The sequence below is a fragment of the Vitreimonas sp. genome, assembly GCF_035627415.1.
GTDB lineage: Bacteria > Pseudomonadota > Alphaproteobacteria > Caulobacterales > Aquidulcibacteraceae > Vitreimonas.
Map to the genome: position 1 here is coordinate 25366 of NZ_DASPLU010000024.1, position 21830 is coordinate 47195.

General features: G+C 67.1%; 20 protein-coding genes. 16 read left to right on the forward strand and 4 right to left on the reverse strand.

All coding sequences use genetic code 11. The features are described from left to right. Positions 1 to 9: 9 nt before the first annotated feature. The 12 genes from VEA80_RS12950 to VEA80_RS13005 all read left to right on the forward strand — a co-directional run bounded on the left by VEA80_RS12950 (position 10) and on the right by VEA80_RS13005 (position 8983). Complete coding sequence (locus VEA80_RS12950; protein WP_325061168.1) at positions 10 to 414, forward strand: NADH:ubiquinone oxidoreductase subunit NDUFA12; 405 nt, start codon at positions 10 to 12, stop codon at positions 412 to 414. Then, positions 411 to 890: an outer membrane lipid asymmetry maintenance protein MlaD gene (locus VEA80_RS12955; protein ID WP_325061169.1), complete on the forward strand. Its 480-nt coding sequence runs from the start codon at positions 411 to 413 to the stop codon at positions 888 to 890. Before VEA80_RS12950 ends, VEA80_RS12955 begins: the two co-directional genes overlap by 4 nt. After that, entirely contained in the window at positions 887 to 1252 is a 366-nt protein-coding gene (locus VEA80_RS12960; protein WP_325061170.1) for a DUF2155 domain-containing protein, read from the forward strand. Before VEA80_RS12955 ends, VEA80_RS12960 begins: the two co-directional genes overlap by 4 nt. Before the next feature lie 85 nt (positions 1253 to 1337). Then, positions 1338 to 1742: a hypothetical protein gene (locus VEA80_RS12965; protein ID WP_325061171.1), complete on the forward strand. Its 405-nt coding sequence runs from the start codon at positions 1338 to 1340 to the stop codon at positions 1740 to 1742. 41 nt (positions 1743 to 1783) lie between these two features. Next, a complete protein-coding gene (surE, locus tag VEA80_RS12970; protein WP_325061172.1) occupies positions 1784 to 2575 on the forward strand; it encodes a 5'/3'-nucleotidase SurE in 792 nt (263 codons plus the stop codon). Continuing rightward, a complete protein-coding gene (locus tag VEA80_RS12975; protein ID WP_325061173.1) occupies positions 2572 to 3210 on the forward strand; it encodes a protein-L-isoaspartate(D-aspartate) O-methyltransferase in 639 nt (212 codons plus the stop codon). Before surE ends, VEA80_RS12975 begins: the two co-directional genes overlap by 4 nt. Before the next feature lie 37 nt (positions 3211 to 3247). Next, on the forward strand, positions 3248 to 4321 hold the full coding sequence (locus VEA80_RS12980) for a peptidoglycan DD-metalloendopeptidase family protein (RefSeq protein ID WP_325061174.1): 1074 nt from the start codon (positions 3248 to 3250) through the stop codon (positions 4319 to 4321). A gap of 152 nt (positions 4322 to 4473) precedes the next feature. Continuing rightward, the gene (yajC, locus tag VEA80_RS12985) at positions 4474 to 4824 is read left to right on the forward strand and encodes a preprotein translocase subunit YajC (protein WP_325061175.1); all 351 of its coding nucleotides are present in this window, start codon (positions 4474 to 4476) and stop codon (positions 4822 to 4824) included. Positions 4825 to 4836: 12 nt separating this feature from the next. Next, positions 4837 to 6426, forward strand: a complete 1590-nt coding sequence (gene secD, locus VEA80_RS12990; RefSeq protein ID WP_325061176.1) for a protein translocase subunit SecD — start codon at positions 4837 to 4839, stop codon at positions 6424 to 6426. A gap of 15 nt (positions 6427 to 6441) precedes the next feature. Then, positions 6442 to 7479, forward strand: a complete 1038-nt coding sequence (gene secF, locus VEA80_RS12995; RefSeq protein ID WP_325061177.1) for a protein translocase subunit SecF — start codon at positions 6442 to 6444, stop codon at positions 7477 to 7479. Between the two features lie 48 nt (positions 7480 to 7527). Next, positions 7528 to 8163, forward strand: coding sequence for a urate hydroxylase PuuD (locus VEA80_RS13000; RefSeq protein WP_325061178.1), 636 nt, complete (start codon positions 7528 to 7530; stop codon positions 8161 to 8163). Positions 8164 to 8233: 70 nt separating this feature from the next. Next, positions 8234 to 8983 carry a phytoene/squalene synthase family protein gene (locus VEA80_RS13005; RefSeq protein WP_325061179.1) on the forward strand — a complete coding sequence of 250 codons (750 nt, stop codon included), beginning with the start codon at positions 8234 to 8236 and terminating at the stop codon, positions 8981 to 8983. On the opposite strand, the gene VEA80_RS13010 is transcribed toward VEA80_RS13005, so the two are convergent. The 4 genes from VEA80_RS13010 to VEA80_RS13025 form a co-directional block, all read right to left on the reverse strand. Next, the gene (locus VEA80_RS13010; protein ID WP_325061180.1) at positions 8980 to 9705 is read right to left on the reverse strand and encodes a DsbA family protein; all 726 of its coding nucleotides are present in this window, start codon (positions 9703 to 9705) and stop codon (positions 8980 to 8982) included. The two genes, VEA80_RS13005 and VEA80_RS13010, sit on opposite strands and share 4 nt — an antisense overlap. 58 nt (positions 9706 to 9763) lie before the next feature. Then, positions 9764 to 11152, reverse strand: a complete 1389-nt coding sequence (locus VEA80_RS13015) for a M48 family metalloprotease (protein WP_325061181.1) — start codon at positions 11150 to 11152, stop codon at positions 9764 to 9766. 98 nt (positions 11153 to 11250) lie between these two features. Beyond that, positions 11251 to 13536, reverse strand: a complete 2286-nt coding sequence (locus tag VEA80_RS13020; protein WP_325061182.1) for a ribonuclease E/G — start codon at positions 13534 to 13536, stop codon at positions 11251 to 11253. A 384-nt stretch (positions 13537 to 13920) separates the two neighbouring features. Beyond that, complete coding sequence (locus VEA80_RS13025) at positions 13921 to 15207, reverse strand: hypothetical protein (protein WP_325061183.1); 1287 nt, start codon at positions 15205 to 15207, stop codon at positions 13921 to 13923. A 208-nt stretch (positions 15208 to 15415) separates the two neighbouring features. Between VEA80_RS13025 and VEA80_RS13030 the strand changes: the two genes are divergently transcribed. The 4 genes from VEA80_RS13030 to prfB all read left to right on the forward strand — a co-directional run bounded on the left by VEA80_RS13030 (position 15416) and on the right by prfB (position 21809). Continuing rightward, on the forward strand, positions 15416 to 16495 hold the full coding sequence (locus VEA80_RS13030) for an N-acetylmuramoyl-L-alanine amidase (protein ID WP_325061184.1): 1080 nt from the start codon (positions 15416 to 15418) through the stop codon (positions 16493 to 16495). 114 nt (positions 16496 to 16609) lie between these two features. Then, a complete protein-coding gene (locus VEA80_RS13035; protein WP_325061185.1) occupies positions 16610 to 19252 on the forward strand; it encodes a PBP1A family penicillin-binding protein in 2643 nt (880 codons plus the stop codon). Positions 19253 to 19343: 91 nt separating this feature from the next. After that, entirely contained in the window at positions 19344 to 20642 is a 1299-nt protein-coding gene (locus tag VEA80_RS13040) for an APC family permease (protein WP_325061186.1), read from the forward strand. 35 nt (positions 20643 to 20677) lie between these two features. Next, a protein-coding gene (gene prfB / locus VEA80_RS13045) for a peptide chain release factor 2 (RefSeq protein WP_325061187.1) occupies positions 20678 to 21809 on the forward strand; the annotation gives its coding sequence in 2 pieces (ribosomal slippage) (positions 20678 to 20746 and positions 20748 to 21809; 1131 coding nt in all). Positions 21810 to 21830 lie beyond the last annotated feature (21 nt).

The window sequence follows — 21830 nt, forward strand, 5'->3', positions numbered from 1 at the left end:
ATAAAGCCCATGCTGAAGCGGATTTTCACCTGGTGGAACGGGGCCACCTTGGGGACCCTGTTCGATGTTGGCCGCCGGGGTGCGTTTGTGGGCGAGGACGAGCAAGGCAATCGTTATTACGAAGAGCGCCGGCCGAGCCTCGAGGGCCGCCGGCGCCGCTATGTCATTTACAACGGCTTGGCCGAAGCTTCGCGGGTCTCGCCCGATTGGCACGGCTGGCTGCACCATACGCTCGAACAGCCGCCGACAGTCGCGCCGCTGAGGCGGCAGAAGTGGGAAAAGCCGCACGAGCCGAATCTGACCGGCACAGTGCGCGCGTATCGGCCGAAGGGCTCGCTCGCGCGCGGCGGCGTTAGGCAGGCGTCAACAGCTGATTACGAAGCTTGGTCGCCTGACTCGGGGGACCGGACGTGAGCAATACTTTCGAGCGCTGGGGCGAAACGCTGCTCGGCGCCGCAGTGACCGTGGTGGCCGTGGGCTTTTTCGCCTTCGCCGCGGCGCAAGCGGGGCAGACCGGCAGCGCCGGCGGCTATGATCTCGTGGCGCGCTTTCAGCGTGTCGACGGCGTCGGCGTCGGCTCCGACGTGCGCGTCTCCGGCGTCAAGGTCGGCGTGGTGCGCGCCATCGAGCTCGATCCCGACACCTACATGGCGCGGCTCACCATGACGGTCGATCGCAACGTCCATGTGCTCGATGAATCTACCGCGCGCATCGCGACCGACGGTTTGCTCGGCGGCGCCTATGTCGCGATCGAACCGGCGGGCATGGATGCGCTGCCGCCGGGCGGGGAAATTCCGTACACGCAAGGCGCCGTCGATCTGCTGACGTTGCTTTCAAGTTTTGCGCAGGGGCAGGGGGAAACTGAACCTAGCGAGGCTCAAACGCCATGATCCGAATTATCGCTGTCGCTCTGGCGTTCTTCGCCGCCGCGGCCGCTCCTGCCTACGCCCAGCGCGCGGTGATCCGCGGGCTGGACAAGGTCACCGGCCACGCCAGCGACTACACGCTGACGGTCGGCCGCGCCGCCCGCATCGGTTCGCTCGAAGTGATCGCGCGCTCGTGCCACGAGAGCGCGCCGGAAGAGACGCCGGAAGTGCGCATCTATGTCGAAGTGTTCGACCATCCGCCGGTGCGCGGCGGCGGCGAAGCGGAACGCCGCGAAATCTTCCACGGCTGGCTGTTCGCTTCGAGCCCCGGCCTCAGCGCCGTCGACCACCCGGCCTACGACATCTGGGCCATCGACTGCCGCTAGTAGCGACCGCTTCATTCCGCCTGCGCAGCGCTTGCATGCGCCCGGACTCAGCTAAGGTCCGCTGCGCATAAGCGGGAGGAAGTGGATGCGGTTCATGGGCCATAACGTGCTCGCGATCATTGTCGCGGCGCTTGCGATCTACGCGATCGAGTACGTGATCTTCGCAGAGCTGATCTCCGCGGAGCAGTACATGGCGTTCACCGGCATTACGGCGGAGCAAGTCGAAGGCGGCATGGCGCGCATGCCGTTCGGCATCATTCCGCCCGTGTTCGCGGCGATCGGGCTCTCGCTTGTGATCAAGTGGCGCAACGCGGCGGGATGGATGGCCGGGCTGATGACCGGTCTCATCCTGGCGGTTCTGTTCGCATTCGGAACAAGCCTCTATGGCTATGTGTACGGCCCGCACAGCGAAGCGTACTTGCCAGTCAATCTTGCGCACTTCCTCGTCTGCTGGGGCGCCGCGGGCGCGATCCTTGGCGTGTGGAAATAGGACGGATCGACTTTGCGAAGCGTTCGCGGTAAGCGGACGGCATGCGCATCCTCTGCGTCAATGACGACGGCATCCACGCCACCGGCCTCGCCGTGCTGGAAAAGATCGCGCGCACCTTCAGCGACGACGTTTGGGTGATTGCGCCGGAACAGGAGCATTCGGGCGCCTCGCGCGCGCTGACGCTCACCGCGCCGGTGCGCGTGCGCAAAGCGGGGCCGAAGCGCTACGCCGTACTCGGCACCCCGACCGATTGCGTACTGCTCGGCGTCGAGCATCTGATCGAGGACGGGCCGCCCGATCTCGTGCTCTCCGGCGTCAATCGCGGCCAGAACATCGCCGAGGACGTCACCTTTTCCGGCACCATCGCCGGGGCCATGCAGGGCATGCAACTCGGCATTCCGGCGATTGCGCTCAGCCAAGCGCGCGGCTTCCGCGGCGAGGAAGCGCCAATACCATGGGAGACGGCGGAGACGTACGGTCCCGGAGTTGTCGGCAAGTTGTTGGAGCACGGCTGGCCGAAGGACGTCCTGATGAACGTCAACTTCCCCGATCTTCCGCCGGAGGACGTCAAGGCCGTGGAAGTCACCGCCCAGGGCCAGCGGGACCAGCACATCATCTACGCTGACAAGCGCACCGATCCGCGCGGGGGCACGTATTTCTGGTTCGGCTTCCGCGGCAAGCTTTCCAACCCGCCGGAGGGCACCGATCTTCGCGCGATCTACGAAGGCCGCATCGCGGTGACGCCGCTGCACGTCGATCTCACCCATGCGCCGACCATTGCTTCGCTGAAAGGCGTGCTCGGCGGCGCGCCGCCGAAGGCCAAGGCCGAATGAGCGACGCCGCCCGGCTGATGCGCTTCGTGCTCGAACTGCGCCAGGCCGGCGTCACCGACGCGCGCGCGTTGTCGGCGATGGAGCGCACGCCGCGCACGCATTACGCGCCCGAGCATCTCGATGGGCTTGCCTATGACGACATCAGTTTGCCGCTCGCGCACGGGCAGACGATGACGAAGCCCTCGCTTGTCGGCCGCGTGCTGGCGGCGCTTGCGCCCCAACCCGGCGACGCGGTGCTGGAGATCGGCACCGGCTCCGGCTTCCAGAGCGCCTGCATCGCCAATCTCGCAAACAAGGTCGTGACGCTGGAGCGTTGGCGCGATCTCACTGCCGACGCGCGCGGCAAGTTCGGCACCGCGCGGCTGATGCGGATTTTCGCGCACACGGCGGACGGCTTCGAGGGATGGGGCGATGAAGCCCCCTACGACCGCATCGTCGTCAACGGCGCCTTGGGCGACATTCCGCAAGCTCTGCTCGATCAGCTGAAGCCCGGCGGCGTGCTGCTGGCGCCGATCGGCGACGCTGAGCGGCAACGCTTGATCCGGTATCGCAACGGCGCGCGCGAAGACTTGGGTCCGGTGAAGTTCGCGCCGCTCGAGCGCGGCCTGCCCGAAGAGCCGCCGCTGCCGGCCTGAATTGCGTGCGCGGGCGATTCTCGCGGAAACTGCGCGGATGACGCGGGCGGCGCTGCTCTTTGCACTCCTGACGGCGGCCTGCGCCAGCGCTCAGCCCGCGCCGATTTCCTATGGCGGCGGCGGGGATTCGGCTGCAGGGTCGGAGCGCGCGAGAGAGCCGCTGATTACGCCGAGCGGCAACGGACGCGCTCGGATCGAGTATCGCGGCGCGGTTGTTGAACCGCCTGCGCCGCCGCCTGCCGCTCCAATGGAGACGGCCGAAGCATCCGCCGCGCCGACGCCCCAGGAGGCGCCAGACTGGGCGGAGGGCGAAGGGACGCCATTGTCGGCCTATGCGCTGCAGCCGGGCGAGGTGCAGCCCTTCGACCCGGCGCGCCTTCCGCGCACGCACCGCGTCGGCGAGAACGAGTCGCTCTATGACATCGCCACGCGCTACCAGGTCCCTCTGCGCGCCCTGATCGACGAGAACGGGCTCGAGCCGCCTTATTCGCTCTCAGCTGGACGCGAACTGCGCTTGCCGCCGCCGCGTTTTCACACTGTCGAGCGCAACGAGTCGTTCGAAGATGTCGCCCGGCGCTACAACGTCGATCTGCGCTCGCTCGCGCTATTGAACCGCATGTCGCCGCCGTTCCAGGTGCGGCGCGGCGATCGCATCGCCCTTCCGGCGATGGCGCGGGCGCTGCCGGCGGCGCAATCCGAAACTCCGGCGCCTGCGCCGACGATCGCCTCGAATGCGAGGTTCGCCATGCCGCTGCGCGGCGCCGTCGTCGCTCGCTTCGGCGCGCAGCCGGGCGGAGAGCGCCTCGACGGCGTCGAGATCGCGGGCGAAGAGGGCGACGCCGTGCTCGCCGCCGGCGATGGCGATGTGGTCTATGCCGGCGACGATCTGCCGGCCTACGGCACGCTTGTGCTGATCCGCCACGAGGACAATTACGTCACCGCCTATGGCTTCAACCGCCGCGCGCTCGTGCGTGAAGGGCAACGGGTCCGTACGGGACAACCCATCGCCGAACTGGGTGAACGCGCCGGTGGACGCCCGCGCCTGCTGTTTCAAGTGCGCCAGGGCAGCGCCGCCATTGATCCGGCGCCGTTGCTGGGACTGCAGAACTAAGGCCAGCTGCGGCGAAACGGCGCGCGCGGCGGAGTTCCGCCAATTGAAATGGCGGGGGCTGACGATATAGTCCCGGCCGTCGCCGGACCGGGGTTCGGCTCAAACGTCTCAAGTCGCAACGCGGCGCATGGCGTCGCCCTTCGCGAGGATCAATGTTCATCTCTTCCGCTTACGCGCAAACTGCCGCTCCCGCCGGCGGCGATATGAGTACGGTGCTGATCGGCCTTGCGCCCTACCTGCTCATCTTCGTCGTGTTCTATTTCCTGCTGATCCGGCCGCAGCAGCAGGCGCGCAAGCGGCACATGGAGATGGTCGCCAATCTGAAGAAGGGCGATGTGATCGTCACCACCGGCGGTCTGATCGGTAAGGTCAAATCTGTGGCCGAGGACGAGCTGCGGGTCGAACTGGCGCCAAACGTCGATGTGCGCGTCGTGCGCGGCACCATCGCCGAGGTCCGCTCGAAGACCGAGCCGGCGCCCGCCAACGATTCAAAGCCGTCCTAAGGTCACGCCCTCATGCTTCAAGTCGCCCGCTGGCGCGTGATCCTGGTCACGATCGTGACCGTGCTCGGGATCGCGTTCGCGCTGCCGAATTTCCTGCCCGAGCGCATGCGCGACAGCCTGCCGGGCTTTCTGCCGCGCCAAGCGATCAATCTCGGGCTCGACCTGCAGGGCGGCTCGCAGCTGCTGCTCGAGATCGAGGTGGCGACGCTGCAGCGTCAGCAACTCGACAATATCGCTGACCAGATGGCGTCGGCGCTGCGCGAGGCCGAGATCCGCTACACGGGCCGCGGCGTGGTCGGCGATGCGGCGCGCATCCGTCTGATCGATCCCACACAGATGGAAGCGGCGATGCGGGTGCTGGCGCCGATCGCGCGGTCGCCGACCGGGGGCAACAATATCCTCAACCTCACCGAAGGCGCTGAAGGGTTGGTCGAGGCGCGCATCACCGAAGTGTATTTGCGCGAACTCAGCCGCCAGGCGGCGCAGCAATCGATCGAAGTCATTCGCCGCCGGATCGATCCGACCGGCACGTCCGAAGTCACCATCGTTCGCCAGGGCGTCGACCGCGTGATCGTGCAGGCGCCAGGCGTCACCGATCCGCAGCAGCTGAAGGAGCGCATCGGCCAAACCGCGCTGATGACCTTCCACATGGTGCGCGAGCTCGATCCGGCCGACGCTGCCGCCGGCCGAATTCCGCCGGGCGCGATGTTGGTTCAGCCCTATCCGCAGAGCGACAACCCGCCGGAAGTGGTCGAGCGCCGCGCGCAATTCACCGGTGAGCGGCTGGTCCGCGCCATTGCGTCGACGGATGCGCAGACCGGCGAGTTCGTGCTGAGCTTCCAACTCGACGGCGAGGGCGCGCGCCGATTCTGCCGCATCACCACCGATAATACCGGCGAGCGCTTCGCCATCCTGCTTGACAATCAGGTGCTGACTGCGCCGCGCATCAACGAGCCGATCTGCGGCGGTTCGGGCCAGATCTCCGGCAACTTCACCGCGGAGACCGCCAACAATCTCGCGGTCATGCTGCGCGCCGGCGCGCTGCCGGCGCCGCTCACGGTGATCGACGAGCGCACGGTCGATGCAAGCCTCGGCCGTCAGGCGATCGAGTCGGGCGGCTTGGCCTCCGGCGTCGCCGCTTTGGTCACGTTCGTGTTCATGCTGCTGGCGTATGGCCTTTTCGGCGTGTTCGCCTGCATCGCCTTGATCGTGAACCTAATCCTCATCGTCGCGGCGATGTCGATGATCGGCGCGGCGCTGACCCTCCCCGGCATCGCCGGCCTCATCCTCACAATCGCCATGGCAGTCGACGCCAACGTGCTGATCTACGAGCGCATGCGCGAGGAGGCGGCGACGGGGCGAAGTCCCGCGCTCAGTATCGACGCCGGCTTCAACCGCGCGATGATCACCATCGTCGACGCCAACCTGACGACCATCCTCGCGGCGATGATCCTGTTCCAGTTCGGGGCCGGGCCGGTGCGCGGCTTCGCCTGGACCTTGTCCATCGGCGTCATCACTTCGGTGTTCACCGCGGTGATGGTGACGCAGATTTTGATCGCTTTCTGGTTCCGCGCTGCGCGGCCGAAGCAGATGCCAATCTAGGAACGAGCAAGAACAATGTGGCCTCTGATCCGGCTCCTGCCCAAGAAGACGAATCTCACCTACGTGAAGTTCGCCGGCTTCGCCGCGTTCCTGTCGATCGCGCTCTGCGTCGTCTCGATCGTTTCGATCTTCACCGGCGGACTGCGCGAGAACCCGATCGAGGTCTATCAGCAGGCCGAAGGCAGCCCGCTCGAGCGCATCGGCGCGATCATGGAGCACGGCTTCAATCTCGGCATCGACTTCCGAGGCGGCACCTCGCTGCTGATCGAATCGCCGACGCCGCTCGACCAGGATGCGCTCGGCGCACTCGCCCGCCGCGCCCAGGAGGGCGACATCGAAGTGCAGGGCACCACCTGCCAGCCGCAGAACGCGCCGCCTTATTGCGTCCTTCTCAATTTCGAGACGGCGCCCGATCAAGCCGAGACGGTCGAGGAAATCCGCGCCGGGCTGCCGGGGATCGCCGAGGGCGCCCGCATCGCCAACGTCGATTCCGTCAGCGCCAAGGTGTCCGAGGAGCTGTTCTCGGGCGGCCTCATGGCGCTCGGTCTCGCGATGCTGCTGATGATGGCCTACATCTGGTTCCGCTTCGAATGGCAGTTCGGCGTCGGCGCGATGCTCGGCCTCCTGCACGACGTGATCCTGACGCTGGGCCTCTTCTCGGTCTTCCGCTTCGAGTTCACGCTGACCATCATCGCCGCGCTCCTGACCATTATCGGCTACGGCATCAACGACACCGTCGTCGTGTTCGACCGGCTGCGCGAGAATCTGCGCAAGTACAAGAAAATGCCGTTAGGCGAGCTGGTCGATCTTTCCCTGAACGAAACGCTCTCGCGCACGATCATCACCGGCTGCACCGCCATTTTCGCCCTGATCGGTTTGCTTTTCCTGGGCGGCGAAGCGCTTTCCGGCTTCGCCATCGCCATGCTTTTCGGCATTATCGTCGGCACGTATTCGTCGCTCTACGTCGCGGCGCCGGTGATTCTCCTGTGGGGCGTCAAGCGCGGCGGCGGCAAGGCGGACGAAACGCGGGGAGCGCCGCAGACAGCGGGCTAGGGCGCGGGCGCGAAAACCCTGCTCCCCATCGGGCTGAGGGAGTAGGGCATGGCCTCGTTTCTGAGTAATCTGAAGTATGTCGCGTGGACGGCGCTCGCCGTCGCGGCGCTGTTCTTGATCTATTTCGCCGTCGTGGAGGCGCGCATCCCGTTCGACGACAGCCGCTTCTGGGAGGCGGCGCTGCGATGGGGCCACGTGCTGGTCGGCATCATGTGGATCGGCCACCTCTACTACTTCAACTTCACCCAGATTCCGAACGCGCCGAAGATTCCGGAAGAGCACCGTGGCCCGTCGATCGGCAAGGTGATCGCGCCGGCGGCGCTCTATTGGTTCCGCTGGGGCGCGATGCTGACTTTGATCACCGGCCTGCTGCTGGCTTGGAATCAGAACTATCTGATCGAAGCGCTGAGCCTCGGCGCGCTCGATCAACCGAGCTTCGCCGCGCCGAAGACGATCCTGATCGGCATCGGCATGTGGCTGGCCATCATCATGTGGTTCAATGTCTGGTTCATCATCTGGCCGAACCAGCAGAAGGCGCTGAACATCGCCAACGCGTATCCCGATCTAGACGCCGCCGCAAAAGCGAGCGCGGCCAAGACGGCGATGCTGTTCTCGCGCACGAACACGTTCCTGTCGGCGCCCATGCTGGTGGCGATGACCGGCGCCAGCACGCTGTTCGGCTGAACCCATCAAAAGCTAAAGCTTACCAACGCCCGCGCTTTTCTGGCGCGGGCGTTAGCGTATCTAGGTGGGCATGGACGAGGATCTCGATGCTCTGGTGCGCCGTGTCGACGAAGATCGCTGGCTCGCAAGCCGCTTCGCGCCGGCTGACGCGCGCGGCCGGCTCATTGCGCTCTACGCGCTCAACTTCGAGCTGGCGCATGTCGCCGAGATCGTGAAAGCGCCGGCCGTCGGCGACATCCGGCTGGCCTGGTGGCGAGAGGCGCTCGGCGAAATCCACGCCGGCAAGCGCGCGCGCCTTCACCCTGTGCTGTCCGAATACGCGCTGGCGCACAAGCGCACGCCGTTTCCGCTCGTTTGGCTCGAGGCGCTGCTCGATGCCCGCGGCAAGGACCTGGATCCCGCACCATTCGACACGCTGGACGACCTCGATTCCTATATCGACGGCACGGCGGGGATGCTGATGCGGCTCGCCGCGCATACGTGCGGCGCCGATGCGGAGGCGCTCGACGGCTTCATCGCGCCGGCGGGGCGGGCGTGGGGCTTGTGCGGCCTCATCCGCGCCGAGCCGGTGTGGCGCGCGCGGGGCCGGCGGCTGCTGCCGCGTCAGGGCGGAACGCTCGATGATCTGCGCCGACGCGCGGAGGCCGCCTACCTGGAAGCACGTGCGCAGCCGAAGCCCGCGCCGGCCGCGGCGCCGGCGCTCAATTATGTCACGCTGGTGCCGCTCTATCTCAGCCAGCTTGCGCGCGAGCGGCCGAGCGCGCCGCTGCTGATGCGTCAGATCAAGGTCGTCGCCGCCACAGCGACAGGGCGGCTCTAACGCTGCGCCGAGCGTCGGTCGCGCGCTTCGCGAGTGGCTTCACGCAGGCGTTCTTCAAGCCGCGGCTGATCGAAGCCGGAGATCACTTCGCCGTTGATCATGAAGAGCGGCGTCGCCGGGCTCGCCGTGACGTCGAGCGCGAGGCCGCGATTGTCCTCGAGCAGCGCGATGATCTCGGGGCTCTCCATCGCCCGGCGCATGCGGGCGACGTCGATGCCGACGGAGCGGGCGAGGCGGTCGATCTGCGCCGAGCTGAGCTGCTGGTCGAGCGGAAAGCTCATCAATGCGCGGTGGAATTGCCAGGTTCGGCCCTGTGGCGCAGCGGCGAGCACGGCCCGCGCCGCCTCCATCGATTCCGGGCTCAGGATCGGCAGCTCCTTCAACACCACGCGTACGTCGCGACGGGTGCGGGCGATGTCCGTCACCCATTGCAGCGCCGCGTGGCAGAAGCCGCAGCGATAATCGTAGAATTCGACGATGACGATCGGCGCGTCGGCCGGGCCAATTGAGAAGTCGCGCGGATCGGAGATGGTGCGCCGCCAGCGTTCGGCGGCGGTGCGCTCCTGTAGCGCCTCCAGCGCATCCTGCAGCACGTCCGGATTGCGGATCAGATACTCGCGCACGATGGCTCGGATTTCCGCCTGCTCCTGGGCGTTGAACGATTGCGCTGCCGCACCGGGTGCGAACAAAGTGAACAGCAGAGCGAACAGCACGCGCGCCATCGGGCGGTCTCCAGGCTAGGCGCTGTTGCAATGGCCGCTTTCCGCGCGCGCGGCAAGCTCAGCTGCGCCGCCCGCGTTGCTGGCCTTCCCGGTCGCGCATCTCATTGCCGGCGAACGTGACGATATCGTTGGCGCGCTGATAGGAGGGGGTATTGCGCGGCAGACTGCGGCGCGCCCGCTCGGCGAAGCTCAGCGCCGCGCCGTAATCGCCGAGCGCGAAGTTCTGCTCGGCCGAAGCGAGTTCCGCCAGGCCCTGTTCGCCGCGCAGGTCGCGCGCCGATGCGAGTTCGCGCCATGCGAACGCATTATCGGGCTCGCGCGCGGTCGCCGCTTGCAGCAGTGCGATCGCTTCGTCCGCGCCGGCGCGCCCGTTGGCGGCCGTGAGCGCGCGGGCGAGATTGATCTGCAGCAGCGGCTGGTTCGGCGCGAGCTCCAGCGAGCGGCGATGATAGGGGATCGACTCCGCCGCGCGGCCATTCTCGAACAGGATCTGACCCATCAGCTCCTGGAAGTAGGGATTGCTCGGATCTTCGCGCATCAGCGACTCGAGCTCTGCGCGCGCGCGCGTCAGATCGGAGACGCGGTAATAGGCGACAGCGCGCGCATAGCGGGCCGGCTGCGAAGTGTCGCGCAGCGGATAGCGCGCCAGCGTCTGGCCCTGCGTGTGAATGAAGCCGACCAGCTTCGCCTGCATGAACTGGAAGCGGCGGATGTTTTCGGGCGTGTCCGTCGCGTTGTAGTTCGGCGAGTTCTGCACCCGCTCGCGCAGCGCCTCCACCCGGTCCGACGAGAACGGGTGCGTCATCATCCACGCCGGCGCGCGGCGGGTCATGAACTCGTACGGACGAATCTGCGTGTTGAAGAAGGTGATGAGGCCGCGCCCGGATTGGCCGGTGGCCTCGAGGAATTGCAGACCGGCCTGGTCGGCGGAGGATTCCTGCACCTGCGTGTGGCGGACGATGTCGCCCATCGCGAACGCTTGCGAGCCCGAGATCAGCGCGGCGCCCGCGTCCGGTGCGCCAGCGGCGATCGCGAGTACGCCAAGCCCGATCGACAACAGCATCGGGCCGATCGCGCGCTGCACGTCCTGCGCGCGGCGCGCGCCGTGGCCGCCGGAAATGTGACCGGTCTCGTGCGCCAGCACGCCGATCACTTCGTTCGGCGTGTCGGCCGCGAGAATGAGGCCGGTGTGCACGAAGATGTTCTGACCGCCGGCGACGAAGGCGTTCACCGAGGGATCGCTGACGATGTAGATGTCGACGTCGCGCGGCTCCAGGCCCGCGGCCTGCAACAGCGGATCGGTGTAGACGCGCAGCGTGTTCTCGATCTCCGCGTCGCGGATGAGGCCCTGCGCCGCCGCCTGCGGCGCCGCCATGATCAGCACGCTGAGCGCGATCGTGACGGCTGCCAGCTGGCGGCCCAGGGCTTTGATGAGAGACGCGGCCATCGCCCACTCCTCCGGCGTCGTGACTTCCCGCCCGAACCGGTTGAAACGCCGGTTTGCGGCGGCAACAAGGCCGCCTGCCTTAGCGGATGTTCACTCCGCTACTTCTTCGACCAGCGCGAAAGCCGCGAGAAGAACTTCTCGCGACGCTCCTGATCCGGCTCGTACGCCGAGTTCGGTTGCTCCTCGCGGGGCGCTGCGTCCTCGTCGACGACCTCGACGACTCCCGCCTCGGCGGTTTCGGCGATCGCGGGCGCAACAATCGGCTCCTGCGCGGCCTCGGCGGCCGGGTGCAGGATGATGTCGGCGGTCTCTTCGACGGCGAGTTGTTCGCCGGCGTCTTCGACCTGTTCGGCCTCGATCGCGCGCGTTTCGCGCACGCGCTCGGGGCGCGGCGACAGATGCTTCAGATCGGCGCTGACAAAGTCCAGCCATTCGCCGCCATCGACCTCATAGACGCGACGGCCACGGCCGCGTCCGCGCCGGCGCCGCCGGCCGCCGCGGCCGCGATCGGCGCGCTCTTCCTGCGCCGCGATGCGCGGCGCTTCGGTCTCCGCTTCCTCACGCGCCTCGACTTCAGCGCTTTCGCCTTCGCCTTCGCCGCGACGACGGCGCCCGCCCCGGCGGCCGCGACGGCGCCGTCCGCGCCGCTCGCCTTCGGTTTCGGCGCGCGCGACAGTCTCTTCCGCTTCGGGTTCTTCGTCCTCGACTTCAACGGCGGCTTCGGCGTCTTCGGCTTCGGCCTCCACCTCGACCGCGCGCTTGCCGCGGCGGGCGGGCGTTTCGACCTCTTCTTCGCGCTCATCCTCGAACGTGTCGGCGCCGATATTGATCTCGAAGTCACCGGCCGTCATCTCGCCATCGGCGGTGACCCGCACGCGAACGTTGCGGTTCTCTTCGATCGCCGCCAGCGCTTCGCGCTTCTCGTTGAGCAGATAGAGCGCGACTTCGGTCGCGGTGCGCGCCTCAATTGTGTGGTGCTTTTGCTTGATGCTAGCGTCGTCCAGCGCCCGCAGCAGCGCGAGCGCGGCTGACTCGATCGAACGCACGCGGCCGGTGCCTTGGCAGTGCTCGCAGATATGGCTGGTGCCTTCCAGCACGCCGGTGCGGCGGCGCTGGCGCGACAGTTCGAGCAGGCCGAAGCCGCTGATCTTGCCCATCTGCACGCGGGCGCGATCGAAGCGGAGGTTCTCCTTCATCCGCTTTTCGACCGCGCGGTCGTTCTTCTGTTCCTCCATGTCGATGAAATCGATCACGATGAGGCCGGCGAGGTCCCGCAGACGCATCTGGCGCGCCGCTTCGTCCGCCGCTTCGCAGTTGGTCTTGAACGCGGTTTGCTCGATATTGCGCTCGCGCGTGGCGCGGCCGGAGTTCACGTCGATAGCGACCAGCGCTTCGGTCTGATTGATGACGATGTAGCCGCCGCTCTTCAGCGTGACGACGGGCGAATAAATCGACTCCAGCTGCTTTTCGACGCCGGTCTTGGTGAAGATCGGCGTGGCGTCCTTCCAGAGCTGCACGCGCTTGGCGTGGCTCGGCATCAGCATGCGGACGAAGTCTTTGGCTTCCTTGTAGGCGCTCTCGCCCTCGACGTGAATTTCATCGACGTCTTTGTCGTAAAGATCGCGGATCGCGCGCTTCACCAGCGAGCTTTCCTCGTAGATCAACGCTGGCGCGACGCTCTTCAGCGTATCGTCGCGGATCGTCTCCCAGGCGCGCGAGAGATATTCGTAGTCGCGCTTGATCTCGGTCTTGGTGCGCTTGGCGCCAGCGGTGCGGATGATGAGGCCTTGGCCCTGCGGGACGTCGAGATCCTGCGCGATCTTCTTCAGACGCTTGCGATCCGTCGCTTGCGTGATCTTGCGCGAGATGCCGCCGCCGCGGCCGGTGTTCGGCATCAGCACGCAATAGCGGCCGGCGAGCGATAGGTAGGTCGTGAGCGCCGCGCCTTTGTTGCCGCGCTCTTCTTTCACCACTTGGATCAGCATGATCTGGCGGCGGCGGATGACTTCCTGAATCTTGTAGCGGCGCGTCAGGATGCGGCGGCGGCGCTCGTCGCGCGCCTCTTCATCCTCTTCCTCGCCTTCGCTCTCTTCTTCGGCGGCGGCGAGTTCGGCTTTGATCGCTTCCTGATCCGCGTGCGGGATCGCGTAGTAATCGGGGTGAATTTCCGAGAACGCGAGGAAGCCGTGGCGGTTGCCGCCATACTCGATGAAGGCCGCCTGCAGCGACGGCTCAACGCGCGTCACCTTGGCTAAGTAGATATTGCCTCTGAGTTGTTTTCTGCTGGCTACCTCGAAATCGAAATCTTCAACGCGGTTTCCGTCGAGCACCGCGACCCGGGTCTCTTCCGGGTGGGCGGCGTCGATCAGCATTTTCTTGGCCATCGAACAGGGCTCCGTGCGCGTCGCGCGCTCCCGAGCGTCCGGCAAGCGCCGGGGCGGAAGCGGCAGGGCGACGCAAAGTCTTGAGGGATAATCCTGCGCGATCGCGGGCCGGGGCTTTGAGCCCTGCGGCGCGGAAGTCGATCGCGGTGCGGATCATAAGTTGCTCCAAATTCCGCCGCCCGGACGGACGGCGCTTACGCTCCGGCGGCGGAGGGCCTTCAGCGCCGAGGCGGGCGCAATGAGCGTGCGCGCCGCTGGGGCCTGGTTCGCCGTTCCGCATAGCGGGAGCGCGCCGGGCGCTCTTGGGGAACTCCCCTGGGCGCACACGGCGATGGCGGCACCATGCATGATTTGCTCGGCGAAGGAAAGCGCCGGGAGCGCCCTTCAGCCGGGCGCCGGTTCTGCAGGCGCAGGCGGGGCGGGTTCGACCCGGACCACCCCCCGTGCGTCCGGCGCTGTGATCCGCCATGCCGGGTTGAGCGTCAGCCGCCAACCGGGTCCTGTGATCCCGCCGGCGCGAGGGGCCGCCGCGGTCGCCCGCGTGAACGTCGCATTGATCAGAGCGCCCTCGGCGGCGACCAACTCGCCCCAGCGGTCGCGCAAGGTGATGCGGCCGTAGAAGCTGCCCAGCCCTTCGACGGGCGTCACGGCGTTGGGATCGAAGTCCATCTGCATTTGCATCAGCGGGAGCTCGAGCCGCGGGCCTTCGGCATAGAGACGGCGGAGCTCAGCCGAGCGGCTGCGCGCCGCTTCCGCCCGCACGCGCTCCTGCTGTTCCAGCTGCGCGCCGCCATAGCGCTGGGCGTCGCGTTGAAGTTCGCGCCCGCTCAACGTCCGGGCGCGCACCGCCGCCGCCAGCAAGTCGGCGGGGGCAAAGGCGCCCAGTTCCTGGCGCCAGGCGCGGTTGTACTCATCGAGCAGCAGCCCGTAGGCGGGGCCGGTGGCGTAGGCGTAAGCGCGGGCTAGCGCGTCATGGCCATCGTAGGCGTCCAGCGTGCGCGCGGCGAAGATCATGGGATTTTCCGCGCCGAGACGAACGCCCGTGTACGCCGCGAGCCCTTCGTTGCGGTCGAGCGCCGCTTCTTGCGCAAACGCTTCCGGAAACGCAGCGTACCGCGCCCGCCGAAACGCCAACGCGTCCTCAGCGGCCCGTTCGCGCGCGCTGCCGCTGGAGCGCAGCGCCGCCGCCAGCGCGCGCATCTCCAGTCGCATGAAGTAGCGGCCGCGTTCGCTGGCGAGGTGAGGGTTGTCGGACGACTGCGTCGGCAAGCCGATCTGAGCTTGAGCGCGATGCCAAGCCTCGTGGCCGACCAGCACCCGGCGTTCGGATGCGTCCGCGGGAAGGGGCCCCAGCACCATGATCCAGCGCACGCCGGCCCACTCGACGGAGGTGTTTGCCATGGTCACGCCGGCCGGCAACGTGCCAATCCAGCCGCCGCCGTTGCTAGTCAGGCGGCCTTCGCGGTCTTGATCGCTAGCCCAGACCGCGCGGGTTTGCGGATCGACCACGATCAGCGGCCCGCACAGCGACACGCCCCATAGGCGGCCGCTGTCCTCGCTGCATAGCTGGCGCAGTTCCCCCGCCGCGGCCTGTTCGAGCGCATAATCCTGCGCAGCCGCCGGACTGGCGACGGCGAACGCTGTGGCCAGAATGAAAAGAAGGCCCCGCATCCCGCTAGGTGAACCTTACTTGCTGGAAACCACAAGAGGGCCGCGACAGGCGGCGTGCGTCGAGCCGTCTTCACAACTGTGGTTACCGGCTCATTCACCTTCCTTTTCAACCACGTAGCAAGCCGGCTCGGGTACTTTCCCGATCTTCATGGACCTTACTCGCCGCTCCCTTCTTTGCGCCGGCGCGACCGCCCTGGGCGGCGCGGGGTTGAGCGGCCGCGCCTGGGCCGACGCGCCGTCGGCTGTGCGCGGGGTGCTACTGCAGGCCGATGGTCCGGCGGCGCGGGTGACGATCGCGCTCGATCGGCAGGCACAGGCGCGGACTTTTTTCCTGAGCGACCCGCACCGGTTTGTAATCGATCTTGTCAACACGCGGCTCGCGCTGCCCCAAGGCGCCAGCGGCGAGGGCCCCGGCGCGGGCTTCGTGCGCCGGTTCCGCTACGCCCCGCAGCCGAATGGCGGCGCCCGCCTGGTGCTCGACCTCGAAGCGCCGGCGCGGCTGCTGCGCCAGGACGTCGGCGGCCGCCGTGCGCCGGAACTAACCTTTGACCTTACGCCCACGACGCCGTTCGCCGCCGCGCCAGCAGCGGGGCAGCCGCGCCGCCCCCAGCGCCGCACCATCGTGGTCGACGCGGGGCATGGCGGCCGCGATCCGGGCGCAATCGGCCGCACCGGCGTGCGCGAGAAAGATGTGGTGCTGGACGCCGCGCTGCAGCTCCGCCAAGCGTTGGAAAGCCGCGGAAATTATCGCGTGGCGATGACGCGCGACGCCGATCGCTACATCCCGCTTGAGGAGCGCCTTCATTTCACCCGCGCTCAGAACGCGGACCTCTTCATCTCGATCCACGCGGATTCGAACGCCAACGCCGAGGCGGCGGGCGCGTCCGTCTACACCATCTCAGAGCGCGGCGAGGCGCGCGCCCAGAACATGGCGCAGAACTGGGACATCGACCTCGGCGACGTCCCGCGCGAAGGCGTCGCCCACGACATCCTGCTCAATCTCTATCAGCGCGAGACCACAAATCGCTCCGCCCAGTTCGCGCAGACGGTCATCCCCCGCCTGGGTGAAGTCGCGCCTCTCTTGCGCAATACGCACCGCAATGCCGGTCTCTATGTGCTGCTGGCGCCTGATGTTCCTGCAGTGCTGATCGAGACCGGTTTCTTGAGCAATGTGGCGGACGAGCGGCGCCTTGCCGACCCGCGCGCCCGCCAGGCCATGGCCGAAGCCATGGCGCAGGCGGTGGATAGCTATTTCGCCGCGCCGCAATTGATGGCCGCGCGTGCCTAAAAAGGGCGCGAATCTTTAGCTATCTCCGGCTACCTACTAGAGCCACAGCCTTACTCGCGCCCTATTGGGAGGCGAGGCCGGACCCTGATCACACGCGCGCAGAAGCGGGGCGCAATGCTGCGAAACAATTCCTACAGAGCTGAAGACCGCTGGGATGACGACGACTACGATTATGACGATCGTGGCGCGTATCGCGGCGGCGACGGCGGGGGCTTTCGTTTCTCGCTCGGAGGCGGTCCGTTGTGGCGCAAAATTCTCGTCGGCATAGCCATGCTAGCTGGCGTCGGCGTGCTGCTGGTCGTGGGCTTCATCATCGCCGCGCTGCAGGGCCTGCCGAGCGTTGCTGATCTTCAGGACTATCAGCCGCCCGTGTCGAGCCGTGTGCACGCGGGCGACGGGGCGCTGGTCGCGGAATTCGCCGAAGAGCAGCGCGTGTTCGTGCCGATCGAGCAGATTCCGGATCACGTGCGCAACGCGTTCGTCGCGGTGGAAGACGCACGCTTCTTCGAACACTCGGGCATCGACTATCAGGGCCTGGCGCGCGCCGTGCTGCGCGCTCCGCTCGATGCGATGCAAGGCAGGCGTCTGCAGGGCGCCTCGACCATCACCCAACAGGTCGCCGGCAACATGCTGACCGGCCGCGCCGCCGAATGTTCGGGCGGTCTTGGCGGGGCGGTGTGCGCCGTGTGGACGAAGCTGCGCGAGGGCCTCGTTGCCCAGCGCATCGAGCGCGCCTTCGCCGCACAAGGCGAAGACGGCAAGGAGCGCATCCTCGAGCTCTATTTGAACGAAATTTATCTCGGCAACCGCGCTTACGGCGTGGCCGCGGCGGCGCTCAACTATTTCGACAAGCCGCTTTCAGAACTGACCGTATCGGAAGCCGCCTATCTCGCCATTCTGCCGAAGGGCCCGGCGAATTATCAGCTGCCGCGTCACCGCGAGCGGGCGATCGACCGCCGCAACTACGCCGTCAGCCGGATGCTGGAGCGCGGCTACATCACCGAAGCGCAGGCCGAAGAAGCGCGCGCCGCCGATCTGGTCACGCGCAACCGCCTCTCCGGCGATCAGTTCGTCGCCGCCTCGCATTTCGTCGAGGAGATCCGCCGTCAAGTCGAGGATCAGTACGGCTCCGACGCGTTGTTGCGCGGCGGTCTCTCGATCCGCTCGACGCTCGACACGCGCCTGCAGCTCGCCGCTGCGCGGGCGCTGCGCCAGGGTCTCGAAGAATACGACCGCCGCCACGCTTGGCGCGGGCCGCTCGGCGCCGGAGATCCGGCGGGTGACGTGCAAGCGCAGCTGCGCGAAGCCGATGCGCCGCCGACTCTGTCGAACTGGGTGCGGGCGATGGTCACGCGCCAATCGGGCGGCGTCACCACGCTGACGGACGAGAACGGTCAGACTGGCCGGCTCAATTCCGATGACGCGCAATGGGCCGCGCAAGCGGCGCGCCGCAACCGTGAACTGGGCTTGCGTCGCGGCGCGATCGTCTACGCCGTCCGCGGGTCGAATGGCGGCTATCGCTTGAAGCAAATTCCGGAAATCCAAGGCGCGCTCGTCGCCATGGACCCGCATACCGGCCGGGTGCTGGCGATGGTCGGCGGCTATTCGCTGGAGCAGAGCACCGGCCTAAACCGCGCCACGCAGGCGATGCGCCAGCCGGGCTCTTCGTTCAAGCCGATCGTCTATGCGTCAGCGCTCGATTACGGCCTCACGCCCGCGACCTTGATCGACGACGGCCCGCTTGCGATCGAAGCCGGCGACGGCACCAATTGGTCGCCGGAAAACTACACGCGTGAGTTCTACGGACCGACGACGATGCGCCGCGGTCTCGAACTTTCGCGCAACGCCATGACCGCGCGGATCGCGTACGAAATGGGCGCAGAGCGCGTGCTCGACTACGGCCGCCGCCTTGGCGTCTATGACGAGCGCACCCAGCCGGTGTTCTCGCTCGCGCTCGGCGCCGGCGAAACGACGCTGATGCGGATGACGACGGCTTACGGCATGTTCGTCAACGGCGGCCGCTGGATCCAGCCGATCATGATCGACCGTATTCAGGACCGCACCGGTCGCTCCGTCTTCCGCCGCGACCAGCGCGAGTGTGCGAACTGCACCGCCGAATGGCGCAGCGGCATGCGTCCGCCGACGCTGCCGGACACGCGTCAGCAGGTGATCGATCCGGTCACGGCCTACCAGATCGTGTCGATGGCCGAGGGCGTCGTGCTGCGCGGCACCGCCACCAGCGTCAATGCGCTCGGTTTCCCGCTCGGCGGCAAGACCGGCACCACGAACGACTATAAGGACGCTTGGTTCATCGGCTTCTCGCCTGACCTCGTCGTCGGCGTCTGGGCTGGTTTCGACCAGCCGCGCAACATGGGCGAAGGCGAGACTGGCGGCCGCATTGCCGCGCCGATCTTCCGCGACTTCATGCGCGTCGCGCTCGAAGATCAGCAGCCGACGCCGTTCCGCATTCCCTCGGGCGTGCGTCTGGTGCGGATCGACGCGATGACCGGCGGCCTGCCGACGGCGACCACCACGACGACGTTGCTCGAAGCGTTCCGTCCGGACACGGAGCCGACCGCCGGCGTCTCGTCCTCGCCGTTCATCTTCGGCGGCACCGATCCGATCGACCCGCGCGTCCTCTCCGGCCTCGGCGACGCCTTGCCCTCCGGCGAACAACGGCCGCAGCAGCAACAACAACAGCCGCAGCAGCAGCAACAGCAACAGCAGCAATCTGAAGACTTGGGCGGGCTCTATTAGCGCCTATACCCTGGCGTTATAGGCCCACCAACACAGCGAAGCTTGCACCGATCCTCTCCGCGCGCTCCAATCGCGCGGGGAGGATTTTCTTTTGACGGCAACAGAAGGCGCGCTGAAGCGCGACATCGGCCTTGTCGGCGCAGCCTTCATTGCGCTCAACGGCATCATCGGCGCCGGCATCTTCGCCATGCCGCAGACGCTGGTGGAGGGCGCGGGCGCATTCAGCCCTTATTTCATTCTGCTGATCGGCGTCTTGATGATCGCCGTCGCGGGCGTCATGGGCGAGCTCGCCGGTTATTTCGACAAGGCTGGCGGCGTCACCGTCTACGCCACCGCCGCGTTCGGCTCCTTCGCGGGCTTCCAAGTCGGCTGGCTCTATTATCTCGCGCGCCTCGGCGCGTTTGCGGCCAACACCAACGTGCTGCTGACCTATCTCGCCGCGTATGCGCCGGTCGACGAAGGCGCGCTGCGCGTCGGCGTGATCGCGTTGCTGACGCTCGCGCTCGTCGCCATCAACATCGCCGGCGTGAAGGGCGCGGTGCGGACGCTCAACTTCGTCACGGTGCTGAAGGTCGCGCCCCTGATCATCCTCGCCGGCTGGGGACTCTTCGCGTTCGCCCCGACAATCCCCGCGCCGCAATGGCCGGCGGATGCGTCCGGCCTCGGCGACATCAGTCTCGTGCTGCTCTACGCCTTCGTCGGTTTCGAAATGGCGACTTTGGTGTCGGGCGAAACGCACGACTGCAAGCGCAACATGCCGCGCGCGCTGATCACCACGATCGTGGTGATGGCAGTGTTCTACTTCCTGATCCAGCTTGCGTACGTCGCCGTCATGCAGGGCGCTGCGCCCGAAGGTGCGCCGCTCGCGGCGGCGGCTTCTGTTCTCGCGGGACCGTGGGGCGCTGCCGCCATCACCGTCGCTGCGATCATCTCGATCGGCGGCAATCTGTTCGCCTCCATGATCGCGACGCCGCGGCTGACCTTTGCGATGGCCGAGGCCGGCTCACTGCCGGCTTGGCTGGGTCAGGTCAGCCGGCGCTTCTCGACGCCGGCGAACTCGATCCTGCTGATGGGGGTGATCGGCGGGGCGCTGGCGGTCAGCGGCGCCTTCATATGGCTTGCGGCGATGTCGGCGCTGGCGCGGATGGTGGTCTATCTCACCTGCATTGCGGCGCTGCCGAAACTGCGCGGCGAGGCGCCCAAACAGCAGCGCGGCGCCGCGTCCCACGTCTGGCGGATGGCCGCGCCGCTCGCCGCGGCCGCGCTTTGCCTGTGGGCGGTGGCGCAGGCCGAGCTGGACGCCTGGCAGTTCATCGCCGGCTTCGCCGCTTTTGGGACGCTGCTTTACCTCCTCAGCCGTTGGCGCCCGCGCCAGCCATCGCCTATCTAGTCCCCGACTCATTCTCTTTTTCGGGGACAGGACCCATGCGCGCCGACATCGCCGCTCTCGCTGAACAGATCGAATCCGCCGTCGCCTTGCTGCGGAGGCGTCTTTGACTGGGATCAGGCCCAAGTCCGCTTCGATGAGCTGACCGCGCTCTCTGAGCGCCCGGATTTCTGGAACGACCCGGAGAAGGCGCAGAAGCTCATGCGCGAGCGCAACAAGCTCGAAGCGGGGATGAACAGCATCCTCTCGCTCGAGCGCGATCTGCGCGATTCTCTCGAACTCGCGGAACTCGCCGAAGCGGAAGGCCACGAAGGGCTGGTCAACGAGGCGCACGCCGCGCTTCAGCACGCGCAAGTGCGTGCGGCGCAGGCTGAACTCGAAGCGCTGCTCTCCGGCGAAGCCGATGGCAATGACGCCTATATCGAGTTTAATTCAGGCGCTGGCGGCACCGAGTCCCAGGACTGGACCGAGATGCTGTTGCGCATGTATTCGCGCTGGGCGCAATCGCGCGGCTTCAAGGTCGAGCTGCTGGAAGAGCAGGGCGGCGACACGGCCGGCATCAAGTCGGCGACGGTCCTGGTGCAAGGCGAGAATGCGTATGGCTGGCTGAAGACCGAAGCGGGCGTGCATCGCCTGGTGCGCATCAGCCCCTACGATTCCAACGCGCGCCGCCACACCTCGTTCGCGAGCGTGTGGGTCTACCCGAAGATCGACGAGTCGATCGACATCGAGATTCTCGACAAGGACGTGCGCACAGACACCTACCGCGCCTCCGGCGCCGGCGGCCAGCACATCAACAAGACCGACTCGGCCGTGCGCCTCACGCACATCCCGACCGGCATCGTCGTGGCCTGCCAGGCCGAGCGCTCGCAGCACAAGAACCGCGCCGCCGCCTGGGACATGCTGCGCGCGCGCTTGTACGAAGCCGAACTGCAAAAGCGCGAGGCGGCGGCGCAGCAGCTCGAAGATTCGAAGACCGAGATCGGTTGGGGCCGACAGATCCGTTCCTACGTGCTGCAGCCGTATCAGATGGTCAAAGACCTGCGCACCGGCGTCGAAACGTCGGACACGCAAGGCGTGCTCAACGGCGACCTCGACCAGTTCATGGCCGCCTCGCTGGCGGCGCGCGTGCACGGGGCGGGCGACAAACAGATCGCGGATATCGATTAGGGGTGCGCCGAGCCTGACTTG